Consider the following 18,409-nt stretch of genomic DNA (forward strand, 5'->3'; position numbering starts at 1 on the left):
CCGGCAACGCCCTGAGGACCGGCAACGCCCTGCGGGCGAGGCGCGTGGGTTTCCCTGCTCCTTTTCGCATGCCTCCACCGTCGCGCCGCGCGCCGCCCGCACACAGGGCGCGCGTACTCAGCCGCATGCGCGCAGGTACCCGAGTACGTGGCCGGGTCCCGGGCTGCGCGCGGCCGGGATCTAGGCTTCCCTCAGGAGGAGAATCGCTTCGTCAGTGCGGTCTGTTGAATCATGAAGGAAGCCCCGTTGAACTTCTGGTCGCTGTACAGCCACGGCTTCGCGCGCATCGCCGCGTGCACGGGCCACACCGTCATCGCCGACCCGCACGCCAACGCCGAGGCGGTCCTGCGCCAGGCCCGCCGGTGCGCGGACGAGGGCGTCGCCGTCGCCGTCTTCCCCGAGCTGGGCCTGACCGGCTACTCCATCGAGGACCTGCTCCTCCAGGACGCGCTGCTCGACCAGGTCGAGGCGGCGCTCCACACGGTCGTCGCCGGCTCGGCCGACCTGCTGCCCGTCCTGGTCGTCGGCGCCCCGCTGCGCCACCGCCACCGGATCTACAACTGCGCGGTGATCGTCCACCGGGGCCGCGTCCTCGGCGTCGTACCGAAGTCGTACCCGCCGAACTACCGCGAGTTCTACGAACGCCGGCAGATCGCCGACGGCCACGACGAGCGGGGCGGGACCCTCCGCGTCGCCGGCGCCGAGGTGCCGTTCGGGGTGGACCTGCTGTTCGCGGCCGAGGACGTGCCCGGGCTGGTGCTGCACACCGAGATCTGCGAGGACATGTGGGTGCCGGTGCCGCCCAGCGCCGAGGCCGCCCTCGCCGGGGCCACCGTCCTGGTCAACCTCTCCGGCAGCCCCATCACCGTCGGCCGGGCCGAGGACCGCGCGCTGTTGTGCCGCTCGGCGTCCTCCCGCTGCCTGGCCGCCTACGTCTACGCGGCGGCCGGCCTCGGCGAGTCCACCACCGACCTGTCCTGGGACGGACAGACCATGATCTACGAGAACGGGGTGCTGCTCGCCGAGTCCGACCGCTTCCCGCTCGGCGACCAGTACACCGTCGCCGACGTCGACCTCGACCTGCTGCGGCAGGAACGCCACCGGATGGGCACCTTCGACGACAACCGCCGGGCCCACGCCGCGCGCACCGGGGACTTCCGGACCGTCTCCTTCGAGCTGGACCCGCCGCGCACCGACCTCGGGCTGCGCCGCCGCGTCGAGCGGTTCCCGTTCGTGCCCGCCGACCCCGACCGGCTCGCCCTGGACTGCTACGAGGCGTACAACATCCAGGTCGCCGGGCTCCAGCAGCGGCTCGCGGCGATCGGCGGGCCCAAGGTCGTCATCGGCGTCTCCGGCGGCCTGGACTCCACGCACGCGCTGATCGTCGCCGCCCGGGCGATGGACCGCGCGGGCCGCCCCCGCAGCGACATCCTGGCCTTCACCCTGCCCGGCTTCGCCACCAGCGACCACACCAAGGACAACGCGCACAAACTGATGCGCGCCCTCGGCGTCACCGCCGCCGAGCTGGACATCACGCCGACCGCCCGGCTGATGCTGAAGGAGATCGGCCACCCCTTCGCCGCCGGCGAGCCGGTCTACGACGTCACCTTCGAGAACGTCCAGGCGGGCCTGCGCACCGACTACCTGTTCCGGCTGGCCAACCAGCGCGGCGGCATCGTGCTGGGCACCGGCGACCTCTCCGAGCTGGCGCTCGGCTGGTCCACGTACGGCGTCGGTGACCAGATGAGCCACTACAACGTCAACTCCGGCGTGCCGAAGACCTTCATCCAGCACCTGATCCGCTGGGTCATCGCCAGCGGCCAGTTCGACGACGAGACCGGCAAGGTGCTGTCCGCGATCCTGGACACCGAGATCAGCCCGGAGCTGGTGCCGGGCGAGGAGATGCAGTCCACCGAGTCCAAGATCGGCCCGTACGCGCTGCACGACTTCACCCTCTTCCACGTGCTGCGCTACGGCTTCCGGCCCTCGAAGACCGCCTTCCTGGCCTGGCACGCCTGGCACGACTCGGAGGCCGGTGCCTGGCCGCCGGGCTTCCCCGAGGCCAAGCGGGTGGCGTACGACCTGGCCGAGATCCGGCACTGGCTGGAGGTGTTCTGCCGCCGCTTCTTCGCGTTCTCGCAGTTCAAGCGCTCGGCGATGCCGAACGGGCCCAAGGTCTCGGCCGGCGGCTCGCTCTCCCCGCGCGGCGACTGGCGCGCCCCCTCGGACGGCAACGCGGAGTCGTGGCTGCGCGACCTGGCCCGCTTCGACTTCGAGACGGCGGCGGCCGAGGCCCGCTAGCCGCCTGGAACCGGGCTCCGGCTTCGGCCACTCTTTCCCCTCGTGGCGAGCGTTCCGTATCAGGGGGGACCAGGGGTCCCGCAGGCACACATGGTGGTGTGCGGTGACGACGGGCTCGCGCACCGGCTGGCCGCCGAGTTGCGCGGGGTCTACGACGAGCAGGTGACCCTCGTCGTACCGCCGAACCGGCGCACCGCGCGACCCCCGGTGGTCGGCCGGGCCCGGGCCGCGTCGGCGGCGCTGTTCGACCGGATGGTCAGCGCCGCGGTGGGGACGGTCGGCCGGGCGGGCGCGACCGGGCAGCCCACCGCCGGTCCGGCGGCCGGCCAACGCGCGGACGGCGTGGCCGTGCTGGAGGCCACCGAGCCGACCGAGGCGGTGCTCGCGGAGGCCGGGGTGGCACGGGCCGCCGCGCTGGCCCTCGTGTACGACGACGACGAGACCAACATCCGCGCCGCGCTGACCGCCCGCCGGCTCAACCCCCGGCTGCGGCTGGTCCTCCGGCTCTACAACCGGCGGCTGGGCGGGCACATCGAGGAACTCCTCGACCAGGCCGCCGCGTTGGCCGCCGGGGACGGGGTGGCCGGCCCGGGTGCCGGGCTGGATGCCTCCACGACCGTGCTGTCGGACGCCGACACCGCCGCGCCCGCGCTCGCGGCCACCGCCGTCACCGGCACCAGCAGGGTGGTACAGACCGAGAGCCTGCTGCTGCGGGCCGTGGAACGCCCGCTGCCCGGGGACGACGGGGCCGGGCTGTCCACCCTCGCCCTGCTGTCCGACGGCGAGCAGCCACCGGTGCTGCTCCCCGGCGACGAGGAGGTACGGCGGGCCGCCGGCCGGCAGGCCGTGGTGCTGGAGCACGTCTCCTCCCCCACGGACGCGGAGTCCGCCGCGCCCGTCCGCCGGCTGACCGGTGTCATGCCGCTCGCCTCGCTCTTCTCCCGGCGGCTGCGCTGGTCGCTGGCCGGACTGGCCGGCTGTGTGATCGCCCTGGCCGTCGCCCTGTGGCTGATCACCGGCATCGATCTGCTGCGCGCCTGCTACATCACCCTCCTCGACCTGTTCGCCATCGACGACCCGGCGTTCAAGGAACCCCTCGGCCGTCAGGTCCTCCAGCTCCTGTCCGCACTCGTCGGACTGCTCCTCCTGCCGGTGCTGCTGGCCGCCGCGCTGGAGGCGTTCGGCACCTTCCGCACCGCCTCCACCCTGCGCCGGCCGCCCCGCGGGCTGAGCGGGCACGTCGTACTGCTGGGCCTCGGCAAGATCGGCACCCGGGTGCTGACCCGGCTGCGCGAGCTGAACGTCCCCGTGGTGTGCGTCGAGTCCGACCCGGAGGCACGCGGCCTGGCCACCGCACGCCGGCTGCGGGTGCCGGTGGTCCTCGGGGACGTCACCCAGGAGGGCGTCCTGGAGGCGGCCCAGATCCACCGGGCGCGGACGCTGCTCGCGGTGACCAGCGCCGACACCACCAACCTGGAGGCCGCGCTCTACGCCCGCACCGTCCGCCCCGACCTCCGGGTGGTGCTGCGGCTGTACGACGACGACTTCGCCACCGCCGTCTACCGCACCCTGCGCGCCGCCCACCCCAACGCCCTCACCCGCAGCCGCAGCGTCACCCATCTGGCCGCGCCCGCGTTCGCCGGGGCGATGCTCGGCCGGCAGGTCCTGGGCGCGATCGCGGTGGAACGGCGGGTACTGCTCTTCGCCGCGGTCGACGTCGACGGCCACCCCCAGCTGGAGGGCCACACCCTGCGCGAGGCCTTCCACACCGGCTCCTGGCGCGCCCTGGCCCGGCTGGGCCACCCGGACACCTCCTCCGGGCACGTCCTGGAGAAGGGCGACCGCGTGGTCGTGGCGGCGACCCGCACGGGCCTGGCGGAACTCCGCTGACCGCGCCGCGTCAGAGGGCCCAGCCAGCGGAGGGGTCGTCCAGCCAGGCCCGCCCGCCGTCGGTCGTGACGGTGAGCCCGAACCGATCGACCGGGGGGCGCCCCTGCTCCACCCACCACGCGTAAGCGGCCTCCACCTCGTCCCACAGCCTTCGGTCCCCGTACTGCCAGACGGTGTACGCACGGGCGTCCGGGGAGCCGTCCCAGTCCACGGCGGCCCAGGAGCCGGCATCCGTGGTCGCCAGCCACAGCCGCGTCGCGACGCCCGGAACGTCCGGCCGTTCGTGCCAGGCGTGCCACACGTCCGGCAACCGCAGCCCCACGGCGAAGCGGGCGTCGGCATCCGCGCCGGCGACGAGCCACGGATCCAGACCAGTCACCGACTCTTCGGGGGTATGCCCGTCCCGCACCACATCGCGGTAGATCCGCAGGTCCGTACGCTGTCCGCGCATCAGCATGAACGCGGAGTACGGTGCGAAACGCCCGGAGGCGATCCCGTCGCCACCCACGTGCAGCCGCAGCAGCCCGTAGCAGAACCAGGGCGTCTCCCAGGGCGTGAGGACGATCCCGCCGGGCCGGGTCTGCTCCACCCACGCGTAGGGCAGGCGGCGCACGGAACAGGTGGCGACGATCCGGTCGTACGGTGCCCAGGGCGGGTGTCCGCCGGCGCCGTCCGCGCACACGACCCGCGGGTGCAGGCCCAGCGCCTCCAGCGAGCGGACGGCGGCCCCGGTGAGTGCGGGGTCCACGTCCACGGTCGTCACGTTCCCGTCGCCGAGCAGAGCGGCGAGCAGACCGGCGTTCCACCCCGTGCCGGTGCCGATCTCCAGGACCCTGTCCCCAGGGTGCGGATCGAGCATCCGCAGCATGCGGAACACGATGGACGGCGCGGAGGCGGACGACGACGGCCAGACGTCACCATGTTGTGGCTCCCGGCCGTCATTGACCTGCGTGACGACCGGCGCGTCAGCGTAGGCGGCGGCGAGCCATCGCTCGGGCTCCGCGTCACGGTGACAGGTCACCCAGTCACCTTCGTCGTCCAGCCAGACCTTGCGAGGCAGGAACATGTGCCGAGGGACACGGCGAGAGGCGACTTCCAACTCGGGGCTCAAGGGCCCCAGTTCCTCCCTGAGGGCGCGGAGCAGACCACACGCGGCGGCCTGCTCCTCCTTGCTCATGGCGCACATGCCGAGGCTCAGCCCTTCTTGTGCTTGGGGTCAGGCTTCGGCTGAGCGGTGTCCGGAGACGGCTTCGACGTACCCGGGTCCTTACCCCCGGCATGCTTGCCGTCGCCACCGGATCCACCCTTACCGGTTCCCCATCCCATGGAAGCCTCCTTGATGTTCGTGTGTCGTGGTTCGGTTGACGGCCCGGTCCACCGGCCGGGGGCTGGGTGGCTTGGGGGGCTCGGGCGGAGGCGAAGGCAGAGGGTGTTTCCCCATACGACGATCTCCTTTCTCCGGGCGAAACCCGGCACGGTCAGCACTGTCCGGGAGCAACCCGCCCGCGCCGACTGCCTTCGGCCAACCGCTGAAGCACCATCTGGTGACGCACGGCCCGCGTCAGAGGACCGCTGCCGTCGGTCACGTAGAGGGCCCTGGTGACACCCGCCTGATCGACGGCGACGTAGGTGGAGGCGGGTGTTTGCGGCAGGGCAGCACGCAGCGTCATGCGAGTCTCCGGGTGATAGGCGCGAACGACGTGTCGCGAACGTGGTTCCGGGCAGGTCCGCCGCAGTGGAACCGGACAGGACCGTACGAGGGCCCCGATCCGTGCCTCAATGAAATTGCGGGTAATTGCGCGACATCAACCAATAGAGCTGATCGCTACGTTGATCAGGGCGCGGGCGGCATCACCATAAACAGCCATCTCTGCCAACTCCCCGAACGCCCGGCGGTAGTCGGACAGTTCACGTGGCTGCACCAAGTTGACCACGGCGGTGAGAGTTTCCACGACGCTGCGAGTGCCGTCATGAAGGTAGAAGGCCTCCAGCGGCCACATGGTCCTTTGAGCGGTGAAGGGAATGACGCCAAGGGAGACGGAGGGGAGAGTCATCACGCTCAGCAGGTGCCGCAGTTGTCCAACCATCATCCCGGAGTCTCCGACGCGATAGCGCAGGACGCACTCCTCCATGAGCACGACGAACCGGTGTGCGCCCTCGTACAGGAACCGGCTGCGGGCGACGCGGGCGGCAACAGCCTCCGAGACGTCGTCGGGGGTGCCCTGGAAGTCGGTGATGGCCTCCATGAGAGCGGTGGCGTAGGCAGGGGTCTGGAAGAAGCCGGGCACGACGTTGGAGACATAAGCGCGGGTGACGCCAGTCTGCGCGTAGAGGTCGTAGAAGTGCTCCTGGGTCTTGCGCATGCCCGTCCGGTGGCTCCTGCGCCACTCCACGTACATCGAGTCCACCGCGCGGGCCGTGGCGATCAGATCGTCCGCCTGGTCGGCAGCACCACAAGCCGTGCACCAGGCTCTGATGTCCGCGTCGGTCGGCTGTACTTCCGCCTTCTGGATACGGGTGGTCTTCGCGGGGTGCCAGCCGCACCGAGCGGAAAGTTCCTTCCCGGTGAGGCCGGCGTCCTGCCGAAGGTGCGTGAGACGCACAGCGAGCGCTTCACGGGCCGCTTGGGCACTGGAGGATGACGATGCCGCCATGGCTCAGATGCCGGACCATTCTTCCTCAGGCTTATTGGTTAGCACCGTTCGCCCTGTCCTCACCGTCGTGTCGGGAGACGTGCCGAAGCTTGACTTCAAGCAGTCGGATGACGGTCTCATGGTCTGGAACACGGTGTCGATCCGATTGCGTCTGATTGCTCGACCATCGCCCATGGGGTGACCCCGTCAAGGTCACCTACCGGCCAGCCATGAACAACTCACGCATGTGCGCCCCGGATGGAGGAGGCGCTGTTGTTAGCATGCTGATTCTGTCAGTTCACGAAATGATCGAACTCCCCCGCCTTCACCCCCAGGATGAACGCGGCGAGCTTCTCGCGGCTGGTCGTGATGATCAGCTTCGGGTTACCACTCTCACGGAAGAAGATCTGCCCGTTGCTCTCCGCGGTCTCCAGGCACTGTTCACCGCCGCCCCCGGAGAAACTTGACTTCTGCCACTTGATGTCGTTACCCATTCGGAGGTCTCACCGTTCTCTAGCGATGCGGTGCGAGCGGAACTGCTAGACGAAGTGGTCGAACTCGCCTGCCTTGGCCCCCTTCAGGAACGCCGCGAGCTTCGCTCGGGTGGTCCTGATGACCATGTCGGGCGCATCGCTCTCGCGGACGAGTATCACGTCGTCCTGTATCGCGACCTCCAGGCAGTTACCCTCGGCGTCCGTCGAGAACGACGACTTTTGCCACTGAATTCCCATTGCCCCTATGCCTTCATATGTGTTGAGCGATGCCGTGGATGAAGTCACGCGACTTGGCCGGGCTGAGCGACCTCTCTTCGGTTCTGTCCAGGACGGCCCGGTAGTTGGCGAGACGAGTCTCCGCGTCGAGGAACGCGGGGCCATGCGGGGTGTCCGTCTGGACGGTGTCCAACTGCGGAACCGGGCCGTACGCGTAGAGCGTCGAACTCCCGGCATTGGGGAAGCCGCCGACGGAGAACGGAACCACGCGCACCATCACGTTGTCCCGGTGGGATTCCTTCAGCAGGTGGTCGAGCTGTGCTCGGGCGATCTGGTGTCCGCCGAACTCCATCCGGAGCGCGGCTTCATGGATCAGGAACGTACACCTCGGCGGGTCCGGGCGATCGAGGACATCCCGGCGTCGCAGCCGATGAGACAACCGACGACGCAGGTCTATGTCGTTCAACGGCGGTACGGCCTCGGCGAACACGGCCCGCGCGTAATCCTCGGTCTGAAGCAGCCCCGGCATATGCATGATCTGCACGGTCCGCAGGGCGGTGGCATGGTACTCAAGTTCGGCGAGATCGAGCGCTCCTGCGGAGAGTTCGCCGCGATAGTCCTCCCACCAGCCCTTGCCGCGCTCCTCCGCCATGGCCGCCAGCGCATCGATGTACGCGACGTCTGAGCAACCGTAGAGGGAGGTCCAGGTGCGAACGCGTTCGCCACTCACGCCGAAGCGACCCGACTCGACGTTACTGATGCTGGTCCGGTCGGTACCCAACTGGGCTGCGGCATCGGCGAGAGCGAGGCCGGCGTGCTCTCGAATCTTCCGCAGTTCAGCGCCCAACCGGCGCTGCCGCGCGGTCGGCGCCTTCCTTGGTGGCATCGACTCCCCTCCTGTCGGATCTCAGTGTGGCCCGTTGGCCACCACGGATCCAGCTAGTCACACCATTTATCTGTTTGAGTACAACATGTGTGACGGATCCGCTACCTTCTTCAGCAGCATCGCGCAGCGCGCCAGTAAATCCGCAGTGCAGCCGTTCTGCACGCCCGTACGCGGGTGCCCGGGGGAACGGACGGGCCACGGTGGCGCAAGGCGCGGCAACCGCACCGCGTTGGGAGACGAGACATGCCCCATGCCTCCGCGTTAACCCCGTCCGCACCGTTCTTCGGCCGTCACGCCGAGCGCTACCGCCTCAGTACGCCCCACACCCCGCGCGCACCGAAGATCGCGCGCGACTTCCTCGTGACCCTCATCGGCGTGCAGCACCCCGCACTGATCGAGCCGGGAACCCTCTGTATGTCCGAGGTGGTCACCAACGCCATCCGGCACACTCGGTCGCCGCGTATCGTCATCGAGGTCTCGATCGGCGACGAGAGAGTGCTCGTCCGGGTGCACGACAACAGACCGTGCCCTTTGCCCGCGCCCAAGCAACCCCCGCACGAGGAGTTCGAGCACGGACGCGGCCTCGTCCTGGTCGAGGCGCATGCCGCTCGCCGGGGGATCACGTTCTTCGGCGGCTTTTCCCCACGGTCGAAAGCCGTCTGGTTCGAGCTTCATAAAACTGCCGAGACGCGAGGCGCTGGCGCCATACGGCGGGCGGACCTTCCGTAGCCGTGCGTGCCACGGGGAAGGTGCTTCCGCACGGGACCCTCGGTGCTCGACCCGTCGAGGGCCCCGGTCAAGGCGCGGTCGCGGTCAAACAGCACGTACTGCTCTCCGCTGCGGTCGGTGTCGACCGCCGCCCCCAACTGAGGGCCGCATACCGTGTCCAGTTCCGGGATCTGCCGTCGCCTTCCCGTCGGGCGAACTATGATTCGGCCCCCGGCCTCCAGGACTCTTGGACAAGGCGCATGAGTGATGTGAGCAGCGGCACCGGCAAAGTGGTCGTGAACAGGGCGATGTCGCTGGACGGGTTCATCGCCGGTCCTGGCCACGCGATGGACTGGATCTTCGAGTACCTGACCGCGGACGCGTTCCCGGAGGTCATGGCGGCCACGGGCGCCATGCTCGTCGGCCGGGGTACGTACGAGGTCGCCAAGCGTATGGCCGACCAGGACACCGTCTACGACGGGGGAGCACAGTTCGTCCTCACCCATGCGCCTCCCGACGAGCCGGACCCCGCCGTCACGTTCCTCACCTGTGGCATCGAGGAAGCCGTTGCCACGGCACGCGGCGCCGCGTGCGGCAAGAACCTGGAGATCCTCGGTGCCGACGTGGCCGCCCAGTGCCTGCGACGCGGGCTCGTCGACGAGATCCTGGTGTATGTCCTACCGGTGCTGCTGGGCGACGGCGTCCGCTTCTCGCCCCCGACCCTCGGCAGGATCGACCTGGAGCCTTTCAGCACCACCCGGTCGGGCGCCGTCACGATGCTCCGCTTCCGCGTACGGAAGCACCCAGCGGCTTCCCGCCGGACGTGAGTGACATCCGGCGGGCGTCGACGTGACGTTCCCCGACGCCCGTGCCGGGAAGCCGGCGAGGTGGGCACAGGTCAGGACGGCAAGTGCCGGGACGCGAAGTCCAGTTCCAGACTCACCTGCTTGATGCGTTCGTCCACGACCAGGGAGCCGTGGCCCGCGTCGTAGCGGTAGACCTCGTGGACCGCGCCCCGGGCCTCGAGTCTCTTGACGTAGTTGTCGATCTGGCGGATCGGGCAGCGGGGGTCGTTGACGCCCGCCGAGATGTAGACCGGGGCCTTGACCCGGTCGACGTAGGTGAGCGGGGAGGACGCGGCGAAGCGGTCCGGGACCTCCTCGGGGGTGCCGCCGAGCAGGGTGCGGTCCATGGCCTTCAGGGACTCCATCTCGTCGTGGTACGCCGTGACGTAGTCCGCGACCGGCACCACCGCGATGCCCAGCGCCCAGGCGTCTGGCTGGGTGCCGACGCCGAGCAGGGTGAGGTAGCCGCCCCAGGACGCGCCCGTGAGGATCAGGCGCGCGGGGTCGGCGAGACCCGAGGAGACCGCCCAGTCGCGCACCGCGGCCACGTCCTCCAGCTCGATCAGGCCCACCCGGTGCTTGAGGGCGTCGGTCCAGGCGCGGCCGTAGCCGGTCGAGCCGCGGTAGTTGACGCGGACCACCGCGTAGCCGTGGTCGACCCAGGCCGCCGGGCCCGCCGCGAAGGAGTCGCTGTCGTGCCAGGTCGGGCCGCCATGCAGGTCGAAGACGGTGGGGAGGGGGCCCGTGGCGCCCGCCGGCTTCTGGACGAGGGCGTGGATGCGGCCGCCGGGGCCCTCCACCCACACGTCCTCCACCGGCACCGACGGCGGACACGCCATGCCCGGGGAGTCCAGCACCACACCGCCCGCCGTGGACCGCACCGCCGGCGGCTCCTCGGCCGACGACCACAGGTACTCCACGCTGCCGTCGGGGCGGGCCGTCGCACCGGACACCGTGCCGGGCGGGGTCGGGATACGGGTCAGCTCGCGGGCCGCCAGGTCGTAGCGGAACAGCTCGCTGCGGGCCTCGAAGCCGTGCACGACGAGCAGCGCCGAGCCGTCCGGGTACCACTCGGCGCCGAGGTCGCCCGGCAGGTCCAGCGCCAGGTCCGTCTCCTCGCCCGTCACCACGTCCCACACCATCGGCTCCCAGCGGCCCCGGCGCTGATGGCCGACGAGCAGCCGGGTGTCGCCGTCGACCGGGGCGAAGCCCAGCACCTCCAGGCCCAGTTCCTCGACACCGCCCTTGGTGTCGTCCAGCTCGGCGACCGTCGTGCCGTCCGGGCGCAGCACCCGCAGGGCGGCGTGCATGGCGTCGCCGTGCTCGGTGTGCTCGATCGCGATCAGCGAGCCGTCGTGCGAGAGGTCGCCGACGCCCGCCGATTCGCGGTGCCGGTAGATCTCCACCGTTTCCGCGCCCTCGCGCGCCAGGTGGACCGTCGTGCCGTCGTCGTCCGTGGAGCGGCCCACGACCGCCGTGCGGCCGTCGCGGGACAGGGCCAGGCCGGCCGGGTAGGACGGGGCCAGGCCGGGCACGGCCGGCTCGTCCGGGCCACCCGTGAAGGGCTGGCGGCGCCAGATGCCGAACTCGTCGCCGTCCTTGTCGTCGAACCACCAGATCCACGCGCCGTCCGGGGAGAGCACGCCGTCCGTCGTGCCGTTCGGCCGGTCCGTCACCTGCCGCCGCTCGCCCGTCGCGCGGTCCCACGCGTACAGCTCGTACGTCCCCGTCGCGTTCGACACGAACAGGGCGCGGTCCGGCGCGTCCTCCGCCCAGTCGGGCAGCGAGACCCGCGGCGCCCTGAAACGCCGCTCCCAGTCCGGCATGTCCGGTGTGTCCGGCGTCCTGTTCTCACTCATGGCCCCAGTCATGCGCCCATACTGCCTGGCCGCGCCGACAATTGGGTGGCGGGTGTGCGCAGCCTGTGGATAACTTCCGGGCATGAGCGTTTCCGCCGCCTCCTCGCCCATATCCGACGGGTCCGGCGCCGAAGGGTCCTCTCCGTCCGGCCTCGAAGGCCGCATTCCTGACGGCCGCGTTCCCGACAGCCACATTGCCGACGGCCGCGTTCCCGGCGGCCGCACTGCCGACGGCCACACTGCCGACGGCCGCGTTCCCGACGGCTGGCGTGAGGACAACCGGGCCATGTGGGACGAGCGCGTGCCCCTCCACGTCGCCAGTCCCTTCTACGACCTCGCCGGCTTCCGCGCCCGCCGGGACGGCCTGCGCGACTTCGAGACGGCGGAGGTCGGCGACGTCACCGGCAAGACGCTCCTGCACCTCCAGTGCCACATCGGCACCGACACCCTCTCCTGGGCCCACCGGGGCGCCGCCCGCGTCGTCGGCCTGGACTTCTCCGCCCCCGCCGTGGCGGCGGCCAGCGCCCTCGCGGCCGACCTCGGCTACGGCCCCGAGCGGGCGGCCTTCGTCACCAGCGACGTGTCCGCGCGGCCGAGGCCGTGCCCGAGCCGTCGTACGACATCGTCTACACCGGGCTCGGCGCCCTGTGCTGGCTGCCGGACATCCGGCGCTGGGCGAGGACGGCGGCCTCCCTCGTCGCACCGGGCGGCTTCCTGTACCTCGCCGAGTTCCACCCGATCACCGAGTCCCTGGACGACGAGACCGGCACCCGGATCGTGCGGGACTACTTCACCCGGGACGCGCAGGTGTGGGACGAACCGGGCACCTACGCCGACCGGGGCGCGGCGACCGTCCACAACCGCAGCGTGGAGTGGCAGCACACCCTCGGGGACGTCGTCTCCGCGCTCGCCGCCGCCGGGCTGCGCGTGGAGTTCCTGCACGAGCACGACGTGTCGCTCTTCCCGCGCTTCTCGAACTTCGAGGTCCGCGACGGCTACCACCGCTTCCCCGCGGGCCATCCGCGCATCCCGCTGATCTACTCCCTGAAGGCGAGCAAGAGCTGACCCGAGGCCGGGGCTCCGGGGCGGGCGCCGTACCGTGGAGGGCGTGTACCGGTTTCTGCTGACACCCCGCTGGTGGGGCATCAACGTCTTCGTGCTGCTCGCCATCCCGTTCTGCGTCTTCATGGGGTCGTGGCAGCTGAGCCGGTTCGAGGGGCGGGTGCAGGACCACCGCGCCGCGACCGAGCAGGCCACGTCCGGCCGGACCGAGGCCGCGCGCCCGCTGGCCGCCATGCTGCCCGTCGACAAGAGCACCTCCGGCCGGCGGGTCACGGCCGAGGGGCACTACGGCAAGCAGCTGCTGGTGCCCGGCCGGGAGCTGGACGGCAAGCGCGGCTTCTACGTCCTCACCCTGCTGCGCACCGACTCCGGCAAGGCGCTGCCCGTGGTCCGGGGCTGGCTGCCGGGCGCGGCGGACCCCGCGAAGGCCCCCGCCCCGCCCGCCGGCGAGGTCACCGTCACCGGCGCGCTCCAGGCGTCCGAGACCCCGGGGGACAACGGGGTCGCCGCGCAGGGCGGGCTGCCGGCCGGGCAGACCGCGGCGATCAGCTCGGCGTCGCTGGTCAACCTGGTGCCGGACCGGCTGTACGACGCGTGGGTGACGCTGGACAAGGGCGACGCCGGGATGAAGGCCGTGCCCGCGAGCGCGCCGAGCGGCACGGGGCTGGACCTGAAGGCGTTCCAGAACCTCGGTTACACCGGCGAGTGGTTCGTGTTCGCGGGGTTCGTGGTGTTCATGTGGTTCCGGCTGCTGCGGCGGGAGCTGGAGTTCCAGCGGGACGCGGCGCTGGGCCTGGTGCCGGAGGACGCCGAGCGGACGCCGGTCCCCAGCGGCTGACCCGGCAGGGCGCGCGCGCCTCGGCCGGAACCGGCCGGAACCGGCCGCACGGCCTACCCGCCCGCCAGCAGCCCCGTGTAGTACACCGTCCCGGCGCACGCCCCCGGTACCACCGCGGTCGCCGACGGTGCGCCGTCCTGCGCCGTATGGGTGACCGCGACGCTGCCGTCGGCCGTGCCGCCCTCGGTGACCAGCTGCGTGGTGACGCCCGGCGTGCTGGTGCCGGTGTCGGTCGGGCCGCCGGTGGCGCCCGCCTCCTGGGACGGCGACGGGTCCGGTGACGGGCCGCCCGTGCCGGAGCCGCCGTCCGTGCCCTCGCCGCCGGTGACGGGGCAGGTCTCGGAGGGGACGAAGGCGAACCTCTCCTCGTAGGCCGCTCCGGGCTCGAGGACCAGCGAGGCGACCTCCAGGGAGGGGTCGGGCAGGGCCGTGGCCGCCTGGTCCCCCGAGGTGTGCCGTACGGCGCCGACCTTGGCCGGGTCCGCCGCGCCCTGGGCCGCGACGGCGACGCTGCCCGGGCCGGACACCGTACAGGCCGTGCCGGAGACGTTGACGACGCGGAAGGCGCCGGAGACCACGCCCGCGGAGTCGGGGGCGTTCACGGTGCCGCTCGCGGAGCCCAGCCGGTTCGGCGAGCACGCCGGGATGCCGGTGGCCGCGCTGGCCGAGGGGCCGGCGCCGCCGGGGGAGCCGGCGCGGTGGCCGTCCTTCCGGTCCTTCCCGCCGTCCTTGTCCGGCTTCTTGCCGGGCTCGGTCTTCGTACTCCCGGTGTCCTTCTCGCCGTCCTTGCCGACGGGGCCCTTGTCCTTGCCCTGGCCGGTGCCGCCCTGGGCCTGCGAGGTCTGGCCGGCCATGGCGGTGTTGGGGCCGGAGCCGCCGGAGTTCGAGACGTGCACGAGCGCGGGGACCGCGGTGCCGAGGAACAGGGCCGCCGCCGCCATGCCGACCGCCGCCTGGCGCTTGCGGGCGCGGCGGGCGGGGACCGCCCGGCGCAGGTGCTCCAGGGTGTCCCCGCGCGGCTCGATGTCCTCCACCGCCGAGTGCAGCAGGCGGCGCAGGTCCGGCTCGTCCGAGTCGGGTCCGAAGAGGCCGTCCGGTGAGTCGGTGACCGGGCCGGGCCTTGCGGGGCCCGTGCCGTCGGGGCCGTGGTTCACAGTTCCGTTCCCAGTGTGCGTTGGCGTGTGCGGTTGCCCGTCGCGGCGTGTCGGCTCGTGCCAGGCGCGGGGCTCGTGACGTTCATGGGGGTCGCCCCCTTCGGCGTGGTCGCTCATGCCGGTGTCCTCATGGCCACCCGCAGCGCGGCGATGCCCCGCGAGCCGTACGCCTTCACCGAGCCGAGGGATATGCCGAGCGTCTCGGCGACCTGGGCCTCGGTCATGTCCGCGAAGTACCGCAGCACGAGCACCTCGCGCTGGCGGCGCTGGAGGCCCTTCATCGCCTTGATGAGCTCCCGGCGCTCCAGCTGGTCGTAGGCGCCCTCCTCCGCGCTCGCCATGTCGGGCATCGGCTTGGAGAGCAGCTTCAGGCCGAGGATGCGGCGGCGCAGCGTGGACCGGGAGAGGTTGACGACCGTCTGCCGCAGATAGGCGAGGGTCTTCTCGGGGTCGCGGACGCGCCGGCGGGCCGAGTGGACGCGGATGAACGCCTCCTGGACGACGTCCTCGCAGGAGGCGGTGTCGTCGAGGAGGAGCGCGGCGAGACCCAGCAGCGAGCGGTAGTGCGCCCGGTAGGTCTCGGTGAGGTGGTCGACGGTGGTACCGGCGGCCTCGGCCGTCACGGCACCCGGAGTCTCCTCGGCGCCGTCACGCTGACTGGGTATGCGGGCGGGCCGCGCTGCGGGCATGGGCGCGATCACCGGCATGCCGCCGGACGTGCGGGGCCGGAGCGCCGGACGCGGCCGCAGGGCCGCGCCGCCGGGGGCCACACTGAGTTCGAGTACCTCTGCCACGCCAGTTGGACACGTCTCCCCCCTCGGGGGTTGTACGTGCCGGGCGTCACATGTGCGACAACCGGCCGTGCCTCAAGTGCCGTCATGCGTCCCGCTCTTCCCTTATGTCCCATTTGAACGGGCGTCCCCACGCCCCGATCACGGCGTCCCCACGCCAGGATCATCACGCCCCCAGGCCCCGCAAGGGTGACCGCAAAGACGCTCCCCGCCCTCCGTACGGTTGCGGAAGACGGGGAGTGAAATCCTCTGCTGCCAAGAGGGACGGTTCAAGGGAATTGGACCATGCTCCCGGCCACACTTCTTACGCGGAGCCTACAAAGCCGTCACACCCGGCCGGCCGGCCGCCCGGCCGCTTCCCCGTCGGCCGGCCCGGCGAGCAGCTCCGCGATCTGCACACAGTTCAGGGCGGCGCCCTTGCGCAGGTTGTCGCCGCACACGAAGAACTCCAGCGCGGCCGGATCGTCCAGGGACCGGCGCAGCCGCCCGACCCAGGTCGGATCGGTGCCCACCACGTCGGCCGGGGTGGGGAACTCGCCGGCGGCCGGGTCGTCGCACAGCACCACGCCCGGCGCGGTCGCGAGGATCTCCCGGGCGCCGTCGACCGCGACCTCGCGCTGGAAGCGGGCGTGCACGGTCATCGAGTGCGTGGTGACCACCGGCACCTGCACACAGGTCACCGCGACCGGCAGCGCGGCCAGCCCGAGGACCTTGCGGGACTCCTCGCGCACCGCCAGCTCCCGCGCCGACCAGCCGTCCGCCCGCGGCGGCCCGGCCCACGGCACGGCGTTCAGCGCGACCGGCTCCGGGAACGGCCCGGTGGCGTCCCCGACGGCCCGCCTGAGGTCCCCCGGCTGCGTGCCCAGCTCGGTCCCGGCCACCAGGGCCAGCTGGGCCCGCAGGGTGTCCACCCCGGCCCGCCCGGCCCCGCTCGCCGCCTCGTACGACGACACCACCAGCTCGCGCAGGCCGTACTCGGCGTGCAGCGCGCCCAGGGCGACGATCATCGTCAGGGTGGCGCTGCCGGGGCTCGCGACGATGCCGCGCGGGCGGGAGCGCAGCGCGTGCGGGTTGACCTCGGGCACCACGAGCGGCACGTCCGCGTCGGCCCGGAAGGCACCGGAGCGGTCGACGACGACCGCACCGCGCGCGGCGGCGACCGGCGCCCAGGCGGCGGCGACCTCCTCGGGCACGTCGAACAGCGCGATGTCGACCCCGTCGAAGGCGTCCTCCGACAGGGCCGTCACCTCGACCTCGGCCCCGCGCACGGTCAGCTTGCGGCCGGCCGAGCGCGCGGAGGCGATCAGCCGGATCTCGCCCCAGATGTCCGCGCGCTCGGACAGGATCCGGAGCATGACCGTGCCGACGGCCCCGGTCGCTCCCACGACCGCGAGCGTCGGCCCACCGGTCATCGGGCCGTACCCCGGCTCATCGGCCGGTGCCTCCGTAGACGACGGCCTCGTCGGAGTCGGAGTCGAGCCCGAAGGCGGTGTGCACGGCGCGGACGGCCTCGGGCACGTCGTCGGCGCGCGTGACGACCGAGATGCGGATCTCGGAGGTGGAGATCAGCTCGATGTTCACGCCCGCGTTGCTCAGCGCCTCGAAGAACGCGGCGGTGACGCCCGGGTTGGTCTTCATGCCGGCGCCGACCAGGGAGATCTTGCCGATCTGGTCGTCGTAGCGCAGCGAGTCGAAGCCGATGCCGGGGCGGTTCTTCTCCAGCGCGTCGATGGCCTTGCGGCCCTCGGTCTTCGGCAGGGTGAAGGAGATGTCCGTCAGCCCGGTGGAGGCGGCGGACACGTTCTGCACGACCATGTCGATGTTGACCTCGGCATCGGCGATGGTCCGGAAGATCGCGGCGGCCTCACCCGGCTTGTCCGGCACACCGACGACCGTGATCTTGGCCTCGGAGGTGTCGTGCGCGACACCGGAGATGATGGCCTGCTCCACCTTCTTGTCCCCAATCGGCTCACTGCTGACCCACGTGCCCTGCAGTCCACTGAACGAGGACCGGACATGGATCGGGATGTTGTAACGGCGGGCGTACTCCACACAGCGGTGGAGCAGCACCTTGGACCCGGACGAGGCCAGCTCCAGCATGTCCTCGAAGGAGATCCAGTCGATCTTCCGGGCCTTCTTCACCACCCGAGGATCGGCGGTGAACACGCCGTCGACGTCGGTGTAGATCTCGCAGACCTCGGCGTCCAGCGCGGCGGCCAGCGCCACGGCCGTCGTGTCGGACCCACCGCGCCCCAGCGTGGTGATGTCCTTCTTGTCCTGGCTGACGCCCTGGAACCCCGCGACGATCGCGATGTTGCCCTCGTCCAGCGCGGTACGGATCCGGCCCGGCGTGACGTCGATGATCCGGGCCTTGTTGTGGACCGAGTCGGTGATCACACCCGCCTGGCTGCCGGTGAACGACTGCGCCTCGTGGCCCAGGTTTTTGATCGCCATCGCCAGCAGGGCCATGGAGATCCGCTCTCCGGCGGTCAGCAGCATGTCGAACTCCCGGCCGGCAGGCATCGGAGACACCTGCTCGGCGAGATCGATCAGCTCGTCCGTCGTGTCGCCCATCGCGGAAACGACGACGACAACCTGGTTGCCGTTCTTCTTCGCTTCCACGATCCGCTTGGCGACGCGCTTGATGCCCTCGGCATCGGCTACGGAGGAGCCTCCGTACTTCTGCACGACAAGGCCCACGTGCGCTCCTCGCTCGGTTCGTTTGTGTCGGC

At 71.4% G+C, this 18,409-nt stretch carries 15 protein-coding genes and 1 pseudogene; 6 read left to right on the plus strand and 10 right to left on the minus strand.

What is annotated here, in order from left to right:
* The first annotated feature begins 231 nt into the window (after positions 1-231).
* Together ACSURM_RS16985 and ACSURM_RS16990 are read left to right on the plus strand one after the other, a co-directional pair.
* On the plus strand, positions 232-2,301 hold the full coding sequence (locus tag ACSURM_RS16985; RefSeq protein ID WP_436956000.1) for an NAD(+) synthase: 2,070 nt from the start codon (positions 232-234) through the stop codon (positions 2,299-2,301).
* 90 nt (positions 2,302-2,391) lie between these two features.
* The gene (locus tag ACSURM_RS16990) at positions 2,392-4,191 is read left to right on the plus strand and encodes a potassium channel family protein (protein WP_436961120.1); all 1,800 of its coding nucleotides are present in this window, start codon (positions 2,392-2,394) and stop codon (positions 4,189-4,191) included.
* A 10-nt stretch (positions 4,192-4,201) separates the two neighbouring features.
* Here the strand turns inward: ACSURM_RS16990 and ACSURM_RS16995 are convergent, their stop codons facing one another.
* The 5 genes from ACSURM_RS16995 to ACSURM_RS17015 form a co-directional block, all read right to left on the minus strand.
* Complete coding sequence (locus ACSURM_RS16995) at positions 4,202-5,257, minus strand: methyltransferase domain-containing protein (protein ID WP_436956002.1); 1,056 nt, start codon at positions 5,255-5,257, stop codon at positions 4,202-4,204.
* 739 nt (positions 5,258-5,996) lie between these two features.
* Positions 5,997-6,845, minus strand: coding sequence for a helix-turn-helix domain-containing protein (locus tag ACSURM_RS17000; RefSeq protein ID WP_436956004.1), 849 nt, complete (start codon positions 6,843-6,845; stop codon positions 5,997-5,999).
* Positions 6,846-7,117: 272 nt separating this feature from the next.
* Entirely contained in the window at positions 7,118-7,318 is a 201-nt protein-coding gene (locus ACSURM_RS17005; protein WP_436956006.1) for a DUF397 domain-containing protein, read from the minus strand.
* A 45-nt stretch (positions 7,319-7,363) separates the two neighbouring features.
* Positions 7,364-7,555, minus strand: coding sequence for a DUF397 domain-containing protein (locus ACSURM_RS17010; protein WP_436956008.1), 192 nt, complete (start codon positions 7,553-7,555; stop codon positions 7,364-7,366).
* Between the two features lie 13 nt (positions 7,556-7,568).
* Positions 7,569-8,420: a DUF5753 domain-containing protein gene (locus ACSURM_RS17015; RefSeq protein ID WP_436956009.1), complete on the minus strand. Its 852-nt coding sequence runs from the start codon at positions 8,418-8,420 to the stop codon at positions 7,569-7,571.
* 243 nt (positions 8,421-8,663) lie between these two features.
* Here ACSURM_RS17015 and ACSURM_RS17020 point away from each other — a divergent pair, with 243 nt between their 5' ends.
* Positions 8,664-9,149 (plus strand): ATP-binding protein, encoded by a 486-nt coding sequence (locus ACSURM_RS17020; protein ID WP_436956011.1) that lies wholly within the window; start codon positions 8,664-8,666, stop codon positions 9,147-9,149.
* 239 nt (positions 9,150-9,388) lie between these two features.
* Entirely contained in the window at positions 9,389-9,955 is a 567-nt protein-coding gene (locus ACSURM_RS17025; RefSeq protein WP_436956012.1) for a dihydrofolate reductase family protein, read from the plus strand.
* Positions 9,956-10,026: 71 nt separating this feature from the next.
* Here ACSURM_RS17025 and ACSURM_RS17030 read toward each other — a convergent pair whose 3' ends face one another.
* Entirely contained in the window at positions 10,027-11,832 is a 1,806-nt protein-coding gene (locus ACSURM_RS17030) for a prolyl oligopeptidase family serine peptidase (RefSeq protein WP_436956014.1), read from the minus strand.
* 286 nt (positions 11,833-12,118) lie between these two features.
* Between ACSURM_RS17030 and ACSURM_RS17035 the strand changes: the two are divergent.
* Positions 12,119-12,897, plus strand: a pseudogene (locus tag ACSURM_RS17035) (class I SAM-dependent methyltransferase).
* Positions 12,898-12,940: 43 nt separating this feature from the next.
* Positions 12,941-13,732, plus strand: coding sequence for an SURF1 family protein (locus ACSURM_RS17040; protein WP_436956015.1), 792 nt, complete (start codon positions 12,941-12,943; stop codon positions 13,730-13,732).
* A 53-nt stretch (positions 13,733-13,785) separates the two neighbouring features.
* Here the strand turns inward: ACSURM_RS17040 and ACSURM_RS17045 are convergent, their stop codons facing one another.
* The 4 genes from ACSURM_RS17045 to ACSURM_RS17060 form a co-directional block, all read right to left on the minus strand.
* Positions 13,786-14,886 carry a hypothetical protein gene (locus ACSURM_RS17045; protein WP_436956017.1) on the minus strand — a complete coding sequence of 367 codons (1,101 nt, stop codon included), beginning with the start codon at positions 14,884-14,886 and terminating at the stop codon, positions 13,786-13,788.
* 113 nt (positions 14,887-14,999) lie between these two features.
* A complete protein-coding gene (locus ACSURM_RS17050; RefSeq protein ID WP_436956019.1) occupies positions 15,000-15,680 on the minus strand; it encodes a SigE family RNA polymerase sigma factor in 681 nt (226 codons plus the stop codon).
* Positions 15,681-16,003: 323 nt separating this feature from the next.
* Positions 16,004-17,089, minus strand: a complete 1,086-nt coding sequence (locus tag ACSURM_RS17055) for an aspartate-semialdehyde dehydrogenase (RefSeq protein ID WP_436956021.1) — start codon at positions 17,087-17,089, stop codon at positions 16,004-16,006.
* A gap of 16 nt (positions 17,090-17,105) precedes the next feature.
* Positions 17,106-18,377, minus strand: a complete 1,272-nt coding sequence (locus tag ACSURM_RS17060; protein WP_181794916.1) for an aspartate kinase — start codon at positions 18,375-18,377, stop codon at positions 17,106-17,108.
* Positions 18,378-18,409: the final 32 nt, after the last annotated feature.

The organism is Streptomyces sp. SudanB182_2057 (assembly GCF_964272715.1).
In the GTDB taxonomy this organism is placed as follows: domain Bacteria; phylum Actinomycetota; class Actinomycetes; order Streptomycetales; family Streptomycetaceae; genus Streptomyces; species Streptomyces rubradiris.

Coding starts and splice junctions, on each gene's coding strand:
- ACSURM_RS17025 (WP_436956012.1), top strand. CDS start 9,389: ATGAGTGATGTGAGCAGCGGCACCGGCAAAGTGGTCGTGAACAGGGCG.
- ACSURM_RS17000 (WP_436956004.1), bottom strand. CDS start 6,845: ATGGCGGCATCGTCATCCTCCAGTGCCCAAGCGGCCCGTGAAGCGCTC.
- ACSURM_RS17010 (WP_436956008.1), bottom strand. CDS start 7,555: ATGGGAATTCAGTGGCAAAAGTCGTCGTTCTCGACGGACGCCGAGGGT.
- ACSURM_RS17020 (WP_436956011.1), top strand. CDS start 8,664: ATGCCCCATGCCTCCGCGTTAACCCCGTCCGCACCGTTCTTCGGCCGT.
- ACSURM_RS16985 (WP_436956000.1), top strand. CDS start 232: ATGAAGGAAGCCCCGTTGAACTTCTGGTCGCTGTACAGCCACGGCTTC.
- ACSURM_RS16990 (WP_436961120.1), top strand. CDS start 2,392: ATGGTGGTGTGCGGTGACGACGGGCTCGCGCACCGGCTGGCCGCCGAG.
- ACSURM_RS17015 (WP_436956009.1), bottom strand. CDS start 8,420: ATGCCACCAAGGAAGGCGCCGACCGCGCGGCAGCGCCGGTTGGGCGCT.
- ACSURM_RS17005 (WP_436956006.1), bottom strand. CDS start 7,318: ATGGGTAACGACATCAAGTGGCAGAAGTCAAGTTTCTCCGGGGGCGGC.
- ACSURM_RS17030 (WP_436956014.1), bottom strand. CDS start 11,832: ATGAGTGAGAACAGGACGCCGGACACACCGGACATGCCGGACTGGGAG.
- ACSURM_RS17055 (WP_436956021.1), bottom strand. CDS start 17,089: ATGACCGGTGGGCCGACGCTCGCGGTCGTGGGAGCGACCGGGGCCGTC.
- ACSURM_RS16995 (WP_436956002.1), bottom strand. CDS start 5,257: ATGTTCCTGCCTCGCAAGGTCTGGCTGGACGACGAAGGTGACTGGGTG.